Source organism: Leisingera aquaemixtae, assembly GCF_019801145.1.
GTDB lineage: Bacteria > Pseudomonadota > Alphaproteobacteria > Rhodobacterales > Rhodobacteraceae > Leisingera > Leisingera aquaemixtae_A.
The window spans coordinates 270,702-286,902 of the sequence record NZ_JAHVJQ010000002.1 but is presented as its reverse complement, the minus strand read 5'-3'; the positions used below and the strand labels follow the sequence as shown (position 1 = coordinate 286,902).

At 65.1% G+C, this 16,201-nt stretch carries 17 protein-coding genes; 7 read left to right on the top strand and 10 right to left on the bottom strand.

The genetic code is table 11. The features are described 5' to 3' along the window. Nucleotides 1-2: 2 nt before the first annotated feature. From msrA to ade, 8 genes are all read right to left on the bottom strand, one after another. Nucleotides 3-518, bottom strand: coding sequence for a peptide-methionine (S)-S-oxide reductase MsrA (gene msrA / locus KUW17_RS05920; RefSeq protein WP_222476766.1), 516 nt, complete (start codon nt 516-518; stop codon nt 3-5). Next, a complete protein-coding gene (gene msrB, locus KUW17_RS05915; RefSeq protein WP_174145171.1) occupies nt 515-964 on the bottom strand; it encodes a peptide-methionine (R)-S-oxide reductase MsrB in 450 nt (149 codons plus the stop codon). Before msrB ends, msrA begins: the two co-directional genes overlap by 4 nt. A gap of 104 nt (nt 965-1,068) precedes the next feature. After that, complete coding sequence (locus tag KUW17_RS05910; protein WP_222476764.1) at nt 1,069-1,632, bottom strand: DUF4202 domain-containing protein; 564 nt, start codon at nt 1,630-1,632, stop codon at nt 1,069-1,071. Nucleotides 1,633-1,744: 112 nt separating this feature from the next. Beyond that, the gene (locus KUW17_RS05905; RefSeq protein ID WP_222476763.1) at nt 1,745-2,650 is read right to left on the bottom strand and encodes a DMT family transporter; all 906 of its coding nucleotides are present in this window, start codon (nt 2,648-2,650) and stop codon (nt 1,745-1,747) included. A 61-nt stretch (nt 2,651-2,711) separates the two neighbouring features. Beyond that, the gene (locus KUW17_RS05900) at nt 2,712-3,335 is read right to left on the bottom strand and encodes a LysE family transporter (RefSeq protein ID WP_222476762.1); all 624 of its coding nucleotides are present in this window, start codon (nt 3,333-3,335) and stop codon (nt 2,712-2,714) included. Between the two features lie 164 nt (nt 3,336-3,499). Next, nucleotides 3,500-3,787 (bottom strand): HU family DNA-binding protein, encoded by a 288-nt coding sequence (locus KUW17_RS05895; protein ID WP_019297532.1) that lies wholly within the window; start codon nt 3,785-3,787, stop codon nt 3,500-3,502. 140 nt (nt 3,788-3,927) lie between these two features. Next, on the bottom strand, nt 3,928-5,394 hold the full coding sequence (locus KUW17_RS05890) for an AMP nucleosidase (protein ID WP_222476758.1): 1,467 nt from the start codon (nt 5,392-5,394) through the stop codon (nt 3,928-3,930). Further along, nucleotides 5,391-7,193: an adenine deaminase gene (gene ade, locus KUW17_RS05885; protein WP_222476756.1), complete on the bottom strand. Its 1,803-nt coding sequence runs from the start codon at nt 7,191-7,193 to the stop codon at nt 5,391-5,393. Before ade ends, KUW17_RS05890 begins: the two co-directional genes overlap by 4 nt. 142 nt (nt 7,194-7,335) lie before the next feature. Between ade and KUW17_RS05880 the strand changes: the two genes are divergently transcribed. After that, nucleotides 7,336-7,758, top strand: a complete 423-nt coding sequence (locus tag KUW17_RS05880; RefSeq protein WP_222476754.1) for a VOC family protein — start codon at nt 7,336-7,338, stop codon at nt 7,756-7,758. An 83-nt stretch (nt 7,759-7,841) separates the two neighbouring features. Next, nucleotides 7,842-9,032: a hypothetical protein gene (locus tag KUW17_RS05875; protein WP_222476751.1), complete on the top strand. Its 1,191-nt coding sequence runs from the start codon at nt 7,842-7,844 to the stop codon at nt 9,030-9,032. On the opposite strand, the gene KUW17_RS05870 is transcribed toward KUW17_RS05875, so the two are convergent. Further along, on the bottom strand, nt 9,029-9,970 hold the full coding sequence (locus KUW17_RS05870) for a GlxA family transcriptional regulator (RefSeq protein WP_222476750.1): 942 nt from the start codon (nt 9,968-9,970) through the stop codon (nt 9,029-9,031). The genes KUW17_RS05875 and KUW17_RS05870 overlap by 4 nt on opposite strands. Nucleotides 9,971-10,049: 79 nt before the next feature. Between KUW17_RS05870 and KUW17_RS05865 the strand changes: the two genes are divergently transcribed. The 4 genes from KUW17_RS05865 to KUW17_RS05850 are packed head-to-tail and all read left to right on the top strand — an operon-like array spanning nt 10,050 to nt 14,389. Further along, entirely contained in the window at nt 10,050-11,213 is a 1,164-nt protein-coding gene (locus tag KUW17_RS05865; RefSeq protein ID WP_222476748.1) for an acyl-CoA dehydrogenase family protein, read from the top strand. A 3-nt stretch (nt 11,214-11,216) separates the two neighbouring features. Continuing rightward, the gene (locus tag KUW17_RS05860) at nt 11,217-11,519 is read left to right on the top strand and encodes a SelT/SelW/SelH family protein (RefSeq protein WP_039147503.1); all 303 of its coding nucleotides are present in this window, start codon (nt 11,217-11,219) and stop codon (nt 11,517-11,519) included. A gap of 6 nt (nt 11,520-11,525) precedes the next feature. Continuing rightward, nucleotides 11,526-13,553: an acetate--CoA ligase family protein gene (locus KUW17_RS05855; protein ID WP_222476746.1), complete on the top strand. Its 2,028-nt coding sequence runs from the start codon at nt 11,526-11,528 to the stop codon at nt 13,551-13,553. 50 nt (nt 13,554-13,603) lie between these two features. Continuing rightward, nucleotides 13,604-14,389, top strand: coding sequence for a carnitinyl-CoA dehydratase (locus tag KUW17_RS05850; RefSeq protein ID WP_222476744.1), 786 nt, complete (start codon nt 13,604-13,606; stop codon nt 14,387-14,389). 225 nt (nt 14,390-14,614) lie between these two features. Here the strand turns inward: KUW17_RS05850 and KUW17_RS05845 are convergent, their stop codons facing one another. Continuing rightward, nucleotides 14,615-15,250 carry a class I SAM-dependent DNA methyltransferase gene (locus tag KUW17_RS05845; protein ID WP_222476742.1) on the bottom strand — a complete coding sequence of 212 codons (636 nt, stop codon included), beginning with the start codon at nt 15,248-15,250 and terminating at the stop codon, nt 14,615-14,617. Nucleotides 15,251-15,323: 73 nt separating this feature from the next. Between KUW17_RS05845 and KUW17_RS05840 the strand changes: the two genes are divergently transcribed. Next, nucleotides 15,324-16,193, top strand: a complete 870-nt coding sequence (locus tag KUW17_RS05840) for an SDR family oxidoreductase (RefSeq protein WP_222476741.1) — start codon at nt 15,324-15,326, stop codon at nt 16,191-16,193. Nucleotides 16,194-16,201: the final 8 nt, after the last annotated feature.

The window sequence follows — 16,201 nt, the reverse complement described above, 5'->3', positions numbered from 1 at the left end:
GCCTATTCTGCAGCGGCATCGCGCTTGGGCAGAACCCAGTCGGGCCGTGCGAAATGGCAGGTGTAGCCGTTCGGAAGCCGCTGCAGGTAGTCCTGATGCTCTGGCTCAGCCTCCCAGAAGTCGCCCACAGGCTCCAGCTCGGTGACCACCTTGCCAGGCCAGAGGCCGGAAGCGTTGACATCGGCGATGGTGTCTTCGGCCACGGCCTTCTGGGTTTCGTCCGCGTAGTAGATCGCCGAGCGGTAGCTCATCCCCAGGTCGTTGCCTTGGCGGTTCAGGGTGGTCGGGTCATGGATCTGGAAGAAGAATTCCAGAATCTCCCGGAAGGAGGTGACGGCGGGGTCAAAAATGATCTCGATCCCCTCGGCATGGGTGCCATGGTTCCGGTAGGTGGCATTGGGCACGTCGCCGCCGGTATAGCCGACGCGGGTGCTGATGACGCCGGGGCGCTTGCGGATCAGCTCCTGCATGCCCCAGAAACAGCCGCCTGCCAGGACGGCGCGTTCGGTGGTGCTCATTTCACGACCTCCACTTGGTTGATGTAGGCGCCATAGCCCTCGGCCTCCATGTCGTCCAGATGGACAAACCGCAGCGAGGCAGAGTTGATGCAGTAGCGCAGGCCGCCGCGGTCCATCGGCCCGTCCGGGAACACGTGGCCCAGGTGGCTGTCGCCATGGGTGGAGCGGACCTCGGTGCGGATCATGCCGAGGCTGCGGTCCTCCAGCTCCTGGATATGCGCGGATTCGATCGGCTTGGTGAAACTGGGCCAGCCGCAGCCGGATTCATACTTGTCGGAGGAGGCAAACAGCGGCTCGCCCGAGACGATGTCGACATAGATGCCCGGCTCTTTGTTATAAAGCAGTTTGCCGGTGCCGGGGCGTTCGGTGCCCGCGTTCTGGGTCACATAGAACTCTTCCTCCGACAGCGCTGCAACGGCGTCCGGGTTCTTGAAGTATTTGGTCATGGTGTCCTCCCGCCTGTTCGCGTTTGGTGCAGAACATGGGGTCTGGGTGCTGAAATGCAAAGCCCTGTTACAGGCGGCTCGCAAAGCCGTGTAGCGGGTGCCGGTCAGGCGGCGAAGGCGCCAGCCAGCTCCGCGGGCAGGGTGAATTCGCCCAGCACCCGGGTGCGGGCCTCTGCCGACATCTTGCGGGCGGTCTTTTCGACAATGCGCTGCACCTTGTCCGCCGGGTGCTTGGCGGCAAAAGGCTCAAAGTACCATTTCAGGAAGACAAAGCAGATGATGTCCTCCAGCGCCTGCACCTGGTCGTCGCGCTTGATGCCTTCCTTGCGCAGCATCTTTGCGGCGGCGTCCACGTCTTCTGCGCCGTAGCCTGCGTCCTGCATCAGCGCGGTGACGACTTCGGCGTGGTGCTCTGCCTCGGCCTTGCGCCAGGCGAGGTAGCCGGCGCGGCCTTCGGGGAAGGCGCTGCGTTCCAGCTTCCAGCGCTCCACATGCTGGCCGCGGGCGGCGATCTGCAGCGTCTCGGAGGCGTCCGGGAACAGGCGGGCCTGCTCTGCGCTCATCCGCTGGCCGTAAAGCAGCGCGGCGGGCTGGCCGTCTTCCAGGTTGGGGTCCTTGGCGTTGGCGGCGTCGATGGCGTCCAGCACCTGGGATAGTTGCGCGCTCATGCCCTTGTCCTCCTGTTGGGTCTTGGTGCTTCAGGTTAAGGCGGAAACCCAAGGACTTGCAACGGGGCCGCGCCGCGGCAGCGGCGCCGGGCCCAAGGGGCGGGGACGGGCGTCAGCCCGGTTTTGCCGCGCGGGAGAGTTCCGATTGCGGATGCGCGGGTTGCCGGGCCAGTTGCACGGCCAAAATGCCGCCGGTGACGATGGCAACGCCGAGCAGATCGAGCGGGCCCAGTTTTTCGCCCAGCAGCACGCTGGCGACGGCGACGCCGAACACCGGGTTCAGGAAATGGAAGGTGGCCGCGCGCACCGCGCCGATGCGGTTCAGGAGCAGCACCCAGATGAAGGTCGCCATCAGCCCAGGCACGATGGTGGTGTAGGTGAAAGCCGCCGCTAGCTGCCAAGTTGGATTGACAAAGATGTCCTCACTCAGCGGTGCGGCCACAAACAGGATGGCAGAGCCGATCAGCATTTGCAGCCCGACCACCATCATGAAATTGCCGCCGGAGGTGGCGCCGCGCAGGGCGAGGGTTGCGGCGGTCAGCGCCAGCACGCCAATGACGCAGAGGCCAACACCCAAGAGGTCCACCCCGGCGCTGAGACGGGTGCCCATGATCAGGGCAACCCCCAGGATGCCCGCCGCCAGCCCGGCATAGCCCAGGGGGCGCAGCCGCTCGCCGAACAGCATCCAGCCGGCCAGCGCCACCAGCAGCGGCATAGTAGAGGCGATGATGGCGGCCAGGGAGGCCTCGATCCATTGCATGGCGACGAAGTTGAGGCCGAGGTAGAGCGCGTTCTGGCAGATCCCGAAAATCACCGTGGCGCGCCACTGGCCCGGCGTCAGCCGCCAGGTCTGGCCCAGGGCGCGGGCGATGGCGACGCCGATCAGGCCGGAGATCAGGAAACGCACCGCAAGCGAGAACAGCGGCGATGCGTCCTGCACGATGATCCGGGCCGAGGTGAAGGCCGAGGACCACATCAGGGCAAAGGCCAGCCCCATGGCAATTGCGCGTGCGTCCATTGTCCCTACCCTTTCTGCTGCGGCGGACCTTCGGGGAAGCGGGCGGCGGGTTCAAGCCCTGTCAGCTGAGGCGGGCTGCAAAGATCTGCCAGCTGGCGGCGCCGAAGGCGGCGGCAAACAGGGCCTCGAACCCGCGGCGCAGGCGGATGTAGATGCGGCTCGCGGCGGCGCTGGAGAACAGGATCGCGTAGCCGTGGAAGATCAGCGTGCTTTGCACCGCGATGGCAGCGATCACCACCAGCAGCACCGACGGTTCTGTTCCGGGCGGGATGCCGATGGCATAGAGCGAGCCGAAGAACAGAACCGCCTTGGGGTTGGTCAGATGCAGCGCCAGCCCCTTGGCATAGGCGGCGCGCAGCGATGCGGCTGAGGAAGGGCGCAGTTCCGGGGCGCCGGAACGCAGGGCAGAGCGGGCGGAGCGGATGGCAAGATACATCAGGTAGGCCGCGCCGAAATAGCGGACCACCTCGAACATCCAAGCATTGGCCAGCATCACGGCACCCAGGCCGAAGGCGGCAGAGACCGACCAGATCAGCGAGCCGCTGCTGACCCCGGCTGCCAGTGCCAGCCCGGCAGCGCGGCCGCGTTGCATGGCGGTGCCGGCAATGGTCAGGGTCGCGGGGCCGGGGCTGGCGCCGGCCAGCAGCGCCGCACCCAGGATCAGCAGCAGATTGACGTTCTCCATGGCGCGGCTCCCTTGTGCTTTGACCTCAGCCTGCGCCTCTGTGCCCGGTTTGGCAATCGGGAACGCTGCGCTGGCGGCCGAACTGTCGGCGCAGGCTGCGCGGGGCAAAAGAAAAGGGCCGCCCGCGAGGGGCAGCCCTGTAACTGTCCGGATCAGGTCCGGTATCAGCCGTTCACGCTGTCCTTCAGCGCTTTGGCGATGGTCATTTTCACGACCTTGTCGGCTTCCTTGGTGAACTTCTCACCGGTTGCCGGGTTGCGCACTTCGCGCTCGGGGCGCTCGCGGCAGTAGATCTTGCCGACGCCCGGCAGAGTCACTGCGCCGCCGCCCGACACTTCGCGGGTGATCAGCGAGCAGACCGCTTCCAGGGCGGAACCTGCGACTTTCTTGTCGCTGCCCATTTCCTCTGCCAGAGCGGCAACAAGCTGGGTTTTGGTCATCGGTTTGGACATTCTTCGTCTCCTTAAAGCTGCCCGAACTGTGGGGCCTCATCGCGTGACATTATCGTTATGTTGTTGGACAACACAACTTCTTGTGTGCTCAGCGCAGGCAAAAATGGGCATTTTTTCTAGGAAATCCGCAAAAATCGGCCTTACAGGAAGGCTGTTTCGTCGAACGAGCGCAATTTCCGGCTGTGCAGGCGCTCCAAAGGCATGCCGCGCAAGCGTTCCATGGCTCTTATGCCGATTTGCAGATGGCGTGCAACCTGGGTCCGGTAGAAGTCCGACGCCATGCCCGGCAGCTTCAGTTCACCATGCAGCGGCTTGTCCGAAACGCACAGAAGCGTGCCGTAGGGCACCCTGAAGCGGTAGCCGTTGGCGGCGATGGTGGCGCTTTCCATGTCCAGCGCAATGGCGCGGGACTGGGACAGCCGCTGCACCGGGCCGGATTGGTCGCGCAGCTCCCAGTTGCGGTTGTCGATGGTGGCGACGGTGCCGGTGCGCATGATCCGTTTGAGGTCGAACCCTTCGTATTCGGTGATCTCTGCCACCGCCTCCTCCAGCGCGACCTGGATTTCCGCCAGCGCCGGGATCGGGGTCCAGATCGGCAGGTCGTCATCCAGCACATGATCCTCGCGCAGGTAGCCATGCGCCAGCACGAAATCCCCCAGCGCCTGGGTGTTCCTGAGGCCCGCGCAATGGCCGACCATCAGCCAGGCGTGCGGCCGCAGCACAGCGATGTGGTCGGTCGCGGTCTTGGCATTGGAGGGGCCGACGCCGATGTTGACCAGGGTGATGCCGTTCCCGTCCTCCCGCTTGAGATGGTAGGTGGGCATCTGCGGCAGCTTTCCGGCCTCGGGGATCACGGCCGAGGGATCGGTGATCTCGTGGTCGCCGGTGCTGACAAAGCTGGAATAGCCGCTGTCCGGATCCGCCAGCTGGGCGCGGGCGTAGGCTTCGAACTCCGCCACGTAGAACTGGTAGTTGGTGAACAGAACATGGTTCTGGAAATGCTCGGCGCTGGTGGCGGTGTAGTGGGTCAGCCGCGCCAGCGAGTAGTCAATGCGCTGGGCGGTGAAAAGCGACAGCGGGCCGGTGCCGTTGGCGGGCTGGTGGGTGCCGTTGACGATGTCGTCGTTGGTGGTCGACAGGTCCGGCACGTCAAACACGTCGCGCAGGGTAAAGCCGGCCGCGCCGTCCTGCGGCACGGTCAGATCCGGGCGCGAGGCAACCGCGAAATGCACCGGGATCGGGGTGTCCGAAACGCCGATGGTCACCGGCTGGCCGTGATTGCGGATCAGGAGGGAAATCTGCTGGATCAGGTAATTGCGAAACAGGTCCGGCCGCGTCACCGTGGTGGCATAGGTGCCGGGGGCCGAGACATGGCCGAAGCTGAGCCGGCTGTCCACCTGGGCGAAGGTCAGGGTGGAGAAGCGGATTTCCGGGTAATAGGCCCGGATGCGCTGATTGTCCGGCGCCCCGTCGGCCATGGCGCGGGTGAATTCCTCGCAGATGAAACCGGTGGCCTGCCGGTACAGCAGCTCCAGCCGGTCCACGGCCTCGGTGGCGTCATTGAAGCTTTCGTCCGGCGGATGGCCGGGGTGTTTTGTTGTTATCATTGGGCAGGCTCGATCACCGGGATTTTCTGGAAAGTGCGCACATCGACAAGGCCAAGGTCGGAGATCCTGAGTTCCGGGATCACCACCAGCGCCAGGAGCGAGTGCTGCATGTAGGCATTATTGAGCGCGCAGCCGCAGGCCTGCATCGCTTCCATCATCACCTGCGCCTTGGCGGCAACCTCGGTGGCGGGGCTGTCGGACATAAGGCCGGCAATCGGCAGCTCGACCAGCGCCAGCTCCTGCCCGTCCTTATAGAGGGTGATGCCGCCGCCCACCTGGGCCAGCCGGTTGGCCGCCATCGCCATCTGCTCGCGGTCGGTGCCGACAACAATCATATGGTGGCTGTCATGCGCCACGGTGGAGGCCATTGCCATCTTGCCCTGATAGCCGAAGCCCGAGACAAAGGCGTTGGTGACGCCGCCGGTGGCGCGGTGGCGCTCGACCAGGGCGATCTGGCAGACATCGCCGCTGCCCTCGACCAGACCGTCCACCACAGGCAGCTCTGCCTGCAGCGCCTTGGTCGGGGCCTGGTTTTCGACAACGCCGATCACATTGGCAGTGACGGCATTGGCGCCCTCCGGCGCGGCCAGTTCGAAATCCTGCGCTGTCAGCTCATGACCCAGATGCACGGTGCCGCGGGCGCTGGCGGGCCAGTCGTAATGCGGGCAATCTACCTTGATAGAGCCGGATTCCGCGACGATCCGGCCGCGGGCGATCACCACCTCGATCGGCAGTTCGCGCAAATCGGAGGTCAGGATCACATCGGCGCGGCGGCCGGGGGTGATGGAGCCGATCTCCCGCTCCAGCCCGAAATGGGCGGCGGTATTGATGGTCGCCATCTGCAGGGCAATCACCGGGTCGCAGCCGCAGGCAATGGCGTGGCGCACCACCCGGTTCATGTGACCGTCATTGACCAGCGTGCCGGAGTGGCAGTCATCGGTGCAGAGGATGAAGTTGCGCGGATCCAGCCCCTTTTCCGTCACTGCGGTGATCTGGCTTTCGACGTCATACCAGGCAGAGCCGAGCCGCATCATCGACCGCATCCCCTGGCGCACCCGGGCGATGGCGTCGGCTTCGCAGGTGCCCTCGTGATCGTCCGCCGGGCCGGCGGCCACATAGGCGGCGAAATCCGGGCCAAGGTCGGGGGAGGCATAATGGCCGCCTACGGTTTTGCCCGCGCGCTGGGTAGCCGCGATCTCGGCCAGCATCTTGGGGTCGGCGTTGGCAACGCCGGGAAAGTTCATCATCTCACCCAGGCCGATGATGCCCGGCCAATTCATCGCCTCTGCCACATCTTCGGCAGAGATTTCATAACCGGTGGTCTCCAGTCCCGGTGCTGAGGGCGCGCAGCTGGGCATCTGGGTGAAAATGTTGACGGGCTGCATCAGCGCCTCGTCATGCATATAGCGCACCCCGTCCAGACCCAGCACGTTGGCGATCTCATGCGGGTCGGTGAACATCGAGGTGGTGCCATGCGGGATCACTGCGCGGGCGAATTCCGCCGGCGTCAGCATGCCGCTCTCGATATGCATGTGGGCGTCGCACAGGCCCGGGATCATGTAACGGCCGTTTGCCTCGATGATCTGCGTCTCCGGCCCGGTGCAATAGGAGGCATCCGGCCCGACATAGGCGATGCGGCCGGCCTTGATCGCAATGTCATGGTCCGGCAGCTGTTCGCGGGTGTGGACGTTGACCCAAATGCCCTGCCGGATCACCGTGTCGGCCGGCGCGCGGCCTGCGGCTACTTCGATCAATTGCGGGGCGGTGTCGGGCCAGCTCGGGAAAATGTTATCTGACATAGTCCAATTGTTCCGATTGCGGGCGGGAAGGCAAGCGGATTGCTTGCATTGCCATCAAAGCTTCATGCCTGCGGTGGAAAGGCGCCGAAGGCTGGCGCATTTGGGATTGCGGCAGGGCGGAATCAGGGGAAGACTGGGCCGCATGGATTATGGACAGGCAGATGCGGACAATTTCGGACGCTCCCTGCGCGGGATCGGGATCAATCTGCTGGTGCGGGATGTGCCGGCAGAAGTTGCCTTCTTAGAGACTGTTTTTGCGATGAAAGGCCATCAGGTGACGCGGGATTTTGCCATCGTCACCTACGGCGGGCAGGTCTTTCAACTGCACAGCGACGGCACCTATGCGGAAAATCCGCTGCTGGGGCTGCTGCCGGAAAACCCGCCGCGCGGGGCCGGGATCGAGATCCGCCTGTATGACAGCGACCCGGATGAGGCCGTGGCGCGGGCGGAGGCGGCAGGGTGCACCATTCTGCAAGTGCCCACAGACAAGCCGCATGGCCTGCGGGAGGCTTATATTCTGTGTGAAAACGGCTACGCCTGGGTGCCAAGCCGGCCCAAGGGGTAAGCGGCGGGAAATCCTCCCCTTTCGCCGCGCGGCAGGCCGGTCCATGCTGGGCGGACCCGTATTGATGCCGCGAGGGACCGCAGATGCATGCCATTGCCGATACAACCGCGCTGGTCGAGGAAGGGGTGCTGACCCCGGTTCAGGCCCGCACCATCGAGGCGCGCTCGCGCGAGGTGATGGTGTCGCTGGCGGTCAATGCGATCCTGTGTTTCGGGATTATCGCCGCCACCGCTGGGTTCATCTTCTGGCTGGCGGATCCGCTTGCGGTAGCGGTCACCGGCATTCTGATGCTGGGCGGCGGGCTGGCGGTTCTGGCGCGCGGCGGCGAAATGCTGCGGATGTTCGGCAATTCCGCCACGCTGATCGGCGCAGGCATGCTGATGGGCGGCGCCGGGATCGAACTGGTAGACAAATACGAGGACGTCGCCGGCTGGGTGATGCTGCCTGCCGGCGCGCTGGTGGCGCTGATCTGCACCTGGCGCTGGCGTCACGGGGCTTGGTCTGCGGGCTTTGTGCTGGGGGCGATCCTGCTGATGGGGCTGGCGATGCATCTGGCCGGGATCGAACTGCTGCTGCAGCAATACGGCATCGGCTCACCGCTGCGGAACTTGGCGCTGCTTTACTATGCGGCGGCGCTGGCGCTGGCCGGCTGGCAGGTGGACGTGCGGTTTGTCACCGCGCTGGCAATTGCGCCCTTTGCCCAGATGCTGGAGACCGGCACCAGCTATTTCCACGCGGCCTATGTGTTCTATTCGCCGGAATCGACGCTGACGATCCTGCAGATGGTGCTGCTGATCGTGCTCTGTGTCTGGGGTGCCTCCCGGCTGGCGGAGCGCGATGCCCGGCATCTGCGCATTCTAGCGATATTGGGGTTTGTGGTCGCAAACCTTTGCGCGCTGGTCGGCTCGCTGTGGGGGGACGTGGTGGGCGAATCCGTCTGGGGGCCGGGCCGCTACAGCGATGGCTACCAGGACTGGGAGGCCTATGCCGCCGCGCGCGATGCCTTCCGCGACAGCGCGCTGTTCATCTCCGAAAACGTCTACTCCGTGCTTTGGGCAGCCGTGCTGGCGGCGGTGATCTTCTGGGCGGCGCAGCGGCACCAGCGCGGGCTGTTCAATGCAGCCCTGACCTTTGCCGCGATCCACGCCTATACGCAGATGTTCGAATCCTTCGCGGATGAGCCGCTGGCTTATGTGATCGGCGGCCTGGCCGCGATCCCGCTGGCCTGGGGGCTATGGCGGCTGAACCAGTGGATGGCAGCCAAACAGGCCTAGCCGCTGCTGCGCAAGCTGCGCGGGGTGGTTCCGAACTCCGCCTTGAAAGCCCGGGTCAGCGCGCTCGGGTCGTCATAGCCGCAGCGCAGGGCAATCTCGGAAACGCTCAGAACAGTCTCTAACACGAGCTTTCTGGCCTGTATCAGACGCAGCCGCCGGTAGACCGCCTGCGGCGTTGCCCCCAGTTCACCCTTCATCCGCGCCTCCAGGTCCTTCTGGCTGCGGCCCGCTTTCTTTGCCACGGCTGCGATGGGCAGGGGCGCCTCCAGATTGGCCTGCATCACCGCCACCGCGCGGGCAACCGATTTGCCGCGCACCAGGATCGGATCCTGTGTTTCTGTTGCCTCGGGCGCCATGAACAGCGTCGCCACCTCCAGACGCAGCGCGGCGCCATGCTGATCGCCGATCAGCTCCATCATGGTGTCAAAGGCCGCCAGCGCGCCGGTGCAGGTGATGCGGTCGCCGTCCCGGACCTGCCGTGCGCGCTCGGCCTGAACCTCGGGGAAAGCCTCGGTGAAACGGCCCAGCTCTTCCCAGTGGATGGTGGCGCGCCGCCCGTCCAGCAGCCCGGCCTGCGCCAGCAGCCAGGCGCCGGTGTCAAACCCCGCCAGTCCCTTGTAGCGGCGGGCAGCGGATTTCAGCGCGCGGGCGGTGGCCACGCTGGCATGGCGTAGGAAGTCATAAGACGGCATTGCAATCAGCAGATCGCCGCTGCAATCGCCCAGTTTCCCATGCGCCCGCACCTCCATGCCTGACGACGACACCGCCGCCCCGCCGTCTAGCGTCAGGAACCGCCAAGTATAGACTTGCCGCCCGGCGAATGTGTTGGCGGCACGCAACGGCTCCACCGTGTTGGCCAGGCAATGGGCCGAAAACGCATCGAACAGCAGCACATCCAATTGCTGCGCCGCAGCGGCATCTTTTGTCCAACTTCGCATGATTATTTCTATTCCCGCATGATGGGCGTGTGCAAGCGGCGTAATCTGATCCGCAACAGATTTGCAGAGGAAGACCGCCATGCAGTTCGGGATGACCGAAGAACAGTCGATGATCGTCGAAACCACCCGCGCCTTTGTGGAAAAGGAGCTGTATCCGCATGAGGCGGAGATCGAGCGCACCGGCCAACTGGACATGGACGTGATCCGTGAGGTGCAGAAAAAGGCGATGGAAGCGGGGCTTTACGCGGCCAACATGCCCGAGGAAGTGGGCGGTGCGGGCCTCGATACCCTGACCTGGCTGATGTATGAAAAGGAACTGGGCCGCGCCAATTACGCGCTGCACTGGACCGGAGTTGCGCGCCCCTCGAATATTTTGCTGGCAGGCACTGAGGAGCAGAAAGAGAAGTACCTGTTCCCCTGCATGAAGGGCGAGAAATGGGACTGCCTGGCGATGACTGAGCCGGACGCGGGCTCCGACCTGCGCGGCATGAAGGCCACCGCGCGCAAGGACGGCGACGACTGGATCCTGAACGGCACCAAGCATTTCATCAGCCACGCGGACATCGCCGATTTTGCCATCTGCTTCATGGCAACCGGGGTTGAGGACACGCCGCGCGGGCCAAAGAAGAAGATCACCGCCTTCTTTGTCGACAAGGGCACGCCCGGTTTCGAGGTGCGCGACGGCTACGGCAACGTCAGCCACCGCGGCTACACCAATGCGGTGCTGGAATTCGACGACTGCCGCCTGCCGTCCTCGGCCATTCTGGGCGAGGTCGACAAGGGGTTCGAGGTGGCCAACACCTGGCTGGGTGCCACCCGCCTGCAAGTGGCCGCCACCTGCCTGGGCCGCGCCGAACGGGCGCTGCAGCACTCAATCGAATACGCCGCAGAGCGCAAGCAGTTCGGCCAGCAGATCGGCAAGTTCCAGGGCATTTCCTTCAAGCTGGCCGACATGGCGCTGGAGCTGAAGGCGGCGAATCTCTTGACCTGGGAAGCCGGCTGGAAGTTCGACCAGGGCACCGTCACCGAAAGCGACATGTCAATGGCCAAGCTGAAAGCAACCGAGATGCTGGCCTTTGTCGCCGACGAGGCGATCCAGATTCACGGCGGCATGGGCCTGATGGACGAGCTGCCGCTGGAACGCATCTGGCGCGACGCGCGGGTGGAGCGTATCTGGGAAGGCACCAGTGAAATCCAGCGGCACATCATCAGCCGCGAGATGCTGCGCGCCGTCGGAGGCTGATCCATGACCCAGACCGGGAAACCCGTAGTTACCATTACCTACTGCATCGGCTGCAACTGGCTGCTGCGGGCCGGCTGGATGGCGCAGGAGCTGCTGCAAACCTTCCAGGACCAATTGGGCGGGGTGACACTGGTTCCCGGAGATTTGGGCGGGATCTTTGAGATCCATGTTGATAAGGAGCTGGTCTGGGAACGCAAACGGGACGGCGGCTTTCCTGATGTGAAAGAGCTGAAAACCCGCGTGCGCGACCGGATCAATCCTGAACAAGACCTCGGCCATCTGGACCGCGGCAAGACCGGTGAATAAGATCAAATGCAGTCTCTAAACAGGCTTTTCCGCCCGAAAACCATTGCTGTGATTGGCGGCGGCGCATGGTGCCGTCTGGTGATCGAGCAATGCCAGAAGATGGGGTTTCAGGGCATCATCTGGCCCGTCCACCCCAAGGCCGAAGAGGTCGCGGGCCTGCCTGCGTACAAGGATGCGGACAGCCTGCCGGAGGCGCCTGATGCGGCGTTCATCGGGGTGAACCGCTTTGCCACTATCGAAGTGGTGCGGGCGCTGTCGGCGCGCGGTGCCGGCGGTGCGGTGTGCTTTGCCTCCGGCTTCCTGGAGGCTGCGGCCGAGGATGCCGAAGGCGCGGACCTGCAGGCGCAGCTCTTGGAAGCGGCGGGCGAGATGCCCTTCCTTGGCCCCAACTGCTATGGCTTCATCAACTATCTGGACGGCGCGCTGCTGTGGCCGGACCAGCATGGCGGCCAGCGGGCGGAGAAGGGCGTGGCGCTGGTCACCCAAAGTTCCAACATTGCCATCAACCTGACCATGCAGAAGCGCGGCCTGCCGCTGGCTTATGTGGTGACTGCCGGCAATCAGGCGCAGTCCGGCATTGCCGCAATTGGCGAGGCGCTGCTGGAAGACGACCGCGTCACCGCGCTGGGCCTGCACATCGAGGGCTTTGGCGATCTGCGCGCTTTTGAGGCGCTGGCCGCCCGTGCCCGCGAACTGGGCAAGCCGGTCATTGCGCTGAAGGTTGGCAAATCGGCCGAGGCCCAGGCCGCAACTGTTTCTCATACCGCCTCGCTTGCAGGCGGCGACGCGGGGGCCGGGGCTTTGCTCTCACGCCTTGGCATTCCGCGTCTGGATGACCTGCCGTCCTTCTTGGAGACGCTGAAGCTGTTGCATGCGGCGGGGCGGCTGCCCTCGAACCGCATTGCAACCATCAGCTGCTCCGGCGGGGAGGCAAGCCTGGCGGCGGATACCGGCCATGCACGGAAGGTGGAGTTTCCGCCCCTGAACGCGCGCCAAAAAACGGACCTGCGCGACGCGCTGGGCCCGATGGTGGCGCTGGCAAATCCGCTCGACTACCACACCTATATCTGGCGCGATACCGAGGCGATGACCAAGGCGTTCTCGGCGATGATGGATCCGCAACTGGCAATGACCATGCTGATTGTGGATTTCCCGCGTGACGACCGCTGCGATGCCTCTGACTGGGAATGCGCCATTCAGGCGGCCATCGGCTCGCGCGAGCGGACTGGCGCCAACGTCGGTCTGGTGGCAACCCTGCCGGAACTGCTGCCTGAGGATGTGGCGGCCCGGCTGATGGAGGCCGGCGTCGTGCCCTTCTGCGGTCTCAGCGAAGCGGTTGCCGCCTGTGAGGCGGCCAGCCTGCCGCTGCCGGAAGCGCCTGCGCCGCTGCTGCTGCCGACGCCGGTTGTGGAGCCTGATCTGGTGCCGGAAGCCGAAGCCAAATGGCAGCTTGCCAGCTATGGGCTGCGCACTCCGCGCTCCAAACGGGCGGCTTCGGCCACCAACGCCCGCGCGGTGGCGGTGGATGTCGGCTTCCCGGTGGTTCTGAAAGGCGAAGGCGTCGCGCATAAGACCGAAGCAGGGGCAGTGGCGCTGAACCTGAACTCAGGCCAGGAGGTGAGCGATGCAGCCTTCAACATGCCTGCGGAGCGCTTCCTGGTGGAGGAAATGGTCACCGGAGCGGTGGCCGAACTGCTGATCGGCGTCGTCAAGGACCCGGCGCATGGGTTTGTCATGACCCTGGCGGCGGGCGGCACCCTGACCGAACTGATGGAGGACAGCGCGTCCTTCCTGCTGCCGGCCTCAGAAGCGGAGATCGAAGCCGCGCTCCAGTCGCTGCGCGTCTCCAAACTGCTGGACGGCTACCGCGGCGCCCCGGCGGCAGACCGGGAGGCAATCCTGCGCGCCATCCGCGCAGTTGAAGCCTACGTGATGGAGAACGCGCTGGGGCTTGAGGAGATCGAGATCAACCCGCTTCTTTGCACCCCTTCGGATGCGGTGGCGGCAGACGCGCTGATGCGCCGGAAATACTGAGGCTTCGGCCCTGAAACAGAACGGCATGCCAAATGCCAGGAGGAGACGACATGAGTGAAAGCCCCGTGAAAACCCGCCGCGACGGCGCCATTCTGGAAGTGACGCTGGACCGGCCCAAGGCCAACGCCATCGATCTGGCCACCAGCCGGGTGATGGGCGAGGTGTTCCGCGGCTTCCGCGATGATCCGGAGCTGCGGGTGGCGATCCTGACCGGCGGCGGCGAGAAGTTCTTTTGCCCCGGCTGGGACCTGAAGGCCGCGGCGGACGGCGATGCGGTGGATGGCGATTACGGCGTCGGCGGCTTTGGCGGGCTGCAGGAACTGCGCGATATGAACAAGCCGGTGATCGCTGCGGTGAACGGCATCGCCTGCGGCGGCGGGCTGGAGCTGGCGCTGTCGGCGGACATGATCATTGCCGCCGGTCACGCGACCTTTGCGCTGCCGGAGATCCGCTCCGGCACGGTGGCGGACGCGGCCAGCGTGAAGCTGCCCAAGCGCATTCCTTACCATATCGCCATGGAACTGCTGCTGACTGGCCGCTGGTTTGATGCCGAGGAGGCCAACCGCTGGGGGCTGGTGAATGAGATCGTTCCTGCGGATCAGCTGATGGACCGTGCCTGGGAGCTGGCAAGGCTGCTCGCCTCCGGTCCGCCGCTGGTCTATGCGGCGATCAAGGAAATCGTGCGCGATGCCGAGGACAGCAAGTTCCAGGATGCGATGAACCGCATCACGCAGCGCCAGCTCAAGACGGTGGATGTGCTTTACGGCTCCGAGGACAACCTGGAAGGCGCCCGCGCCTTTGCCGAAAAACGCGATCCGGTCTGGAAAGGCCGCTGACGAGGTTCTCCCGCCTGCTGCGGGGCATCCAAAGATGCCCCTGCACAGTTGGGCCCGGCGCCGCGCTTTGCGCGGCGTTTTCCTTTCGCTGAGAAGCTCTTTAGGAGCAGGTTTGCTCCTAAAGCAGCCTGATCGATTGTGTCATCCGCCAGCACAGCCTCAAGGGCAAGCCGCGCGTGCCGCACGGAGGCTGCGCCTCCCTTGACCCTGCGCTGGCGGGGCATTCTAAACTTTCTGGAACAGAGCAATCAGCGCGGTGTCGTCCTTGTGAGCCCCGGTGGCCCGCGAGCCATAAATGCGCAGCTCCGGCAGGGTGAGGCTCTTGATCCATTGACCGCGCAGCAGCCGGTCAAAGGCTTCGGCAAACCCTGCCTTTTCGTAGAACCTGGCATTCACCGACAAGGCAAACCAGGCACCGGGCGCAGCCACGCGCAGCAGGGAGGGCAGCACCTCAGGGCCCAGGTGGCCGTGGGTGAAAGTGCCCGAAGACACCACGCCGCGGTAGGAGCCGCGCGGCACCGGGATGCCCTCCAGCAGGTCGGCCTCTATCACGTCGCGGTAGGCGTCCTTGCGCAGCGCCTCGGCCAGCATGGCGGCGCTGATGTCGGTGGCGTCCACAGGCTCGACCCCAAGCGCCCGCAGCGCCTGGCCGCAGAGTCCGGTGCCCGCGCCCGCGTCCAGAACCGGACCTTCTCCCCCGGCGGCGGCAAAAGCCTTGGCTGTCAATCCGGGCAGCAGGTAATCCTGCCCGGCGGCGAAATCCTGATCGTAGGTGCCGGCCCAGTCCGCATAAAGCCGCCGGGAATCCTCAGGCGTGCTCAACCCATAGGCATCAGACAATCCGGGTGGTTGTTTTTTCATCGGGCCATCAAAGTCGTTGCGGAGATTCGAATCAACCCTTGCGCCCCGGGCTGTGGCGACGCATCTAGGAACCATGGGAAAAACGCTGCTTTGTCTTGGATTTGGCTATACCGCCCGGGCGCTTGCGCCGCGCCTGCTGGCGGACGGCTGGCGTGTCATTGGCACCTCGCGTGAGCCGGTGGCGGCTGAAGGCGTGGAGATGATCACCTGGCCTGGCCAGACGGTGCCGCTGGACGGCGTGACGCATGTCCTGAATTCGATCGGCCCCGCTGCGGACGGCGATCCGGTGCTGGCTGCGATGGGTGACGAGATCACCGCGGCCCCGGGCCTTGAATGGGTAGGGTATTTGTCGACCACCGCCGTCTACGGCCACCGCGACGGCGCCTGGGTGGATGAGGACACGCCGATGACGCCGTCAAGCGAGCGCGGCGACTGGCGGGCCAGGGCAGAGGCGCAATGGCAGGCTGTCCCCGGCCTGCCGCTGCATATCTTCCGCTTGGCCGGCATTTATGGCCCCGGCCGCGGCCCCTTTGCCAAGCTGATGGCGGGCAAGGCGCGGCGGATCATCAAGCCGGGGCAGGTGTTTTCCCGCATCCATGTGGACGACATTGCCCAGGTGCTGGCCGCCTCCATCGCGCAGCCGCGCCCCGGTGCCATCTACAACGTCTGCGACGATGACCCGGCCCCGCCGCAGGATGTGCTGGGCCATGCGGCAGAGCTGCTGGGCCTGCCGGTGCCGGCCGAGGTGCCCTTTGACGAAGCCGGCATGACGCCGATGGCGCGCAGTTTCTATGGCGAGAACAAGCGGGTCAGGAACCGCCGGATCAAGGACGAGCTGGGAGTGGAGCTGCTATATCCCACCTACCGCGAGGGGCTGCGGGCGGTGCTGGAGGCCGAGGATATGGAGAGCTTTGTGCCGCCGGCGCAGCCGCCGGGGGTGTGAATGCGTTG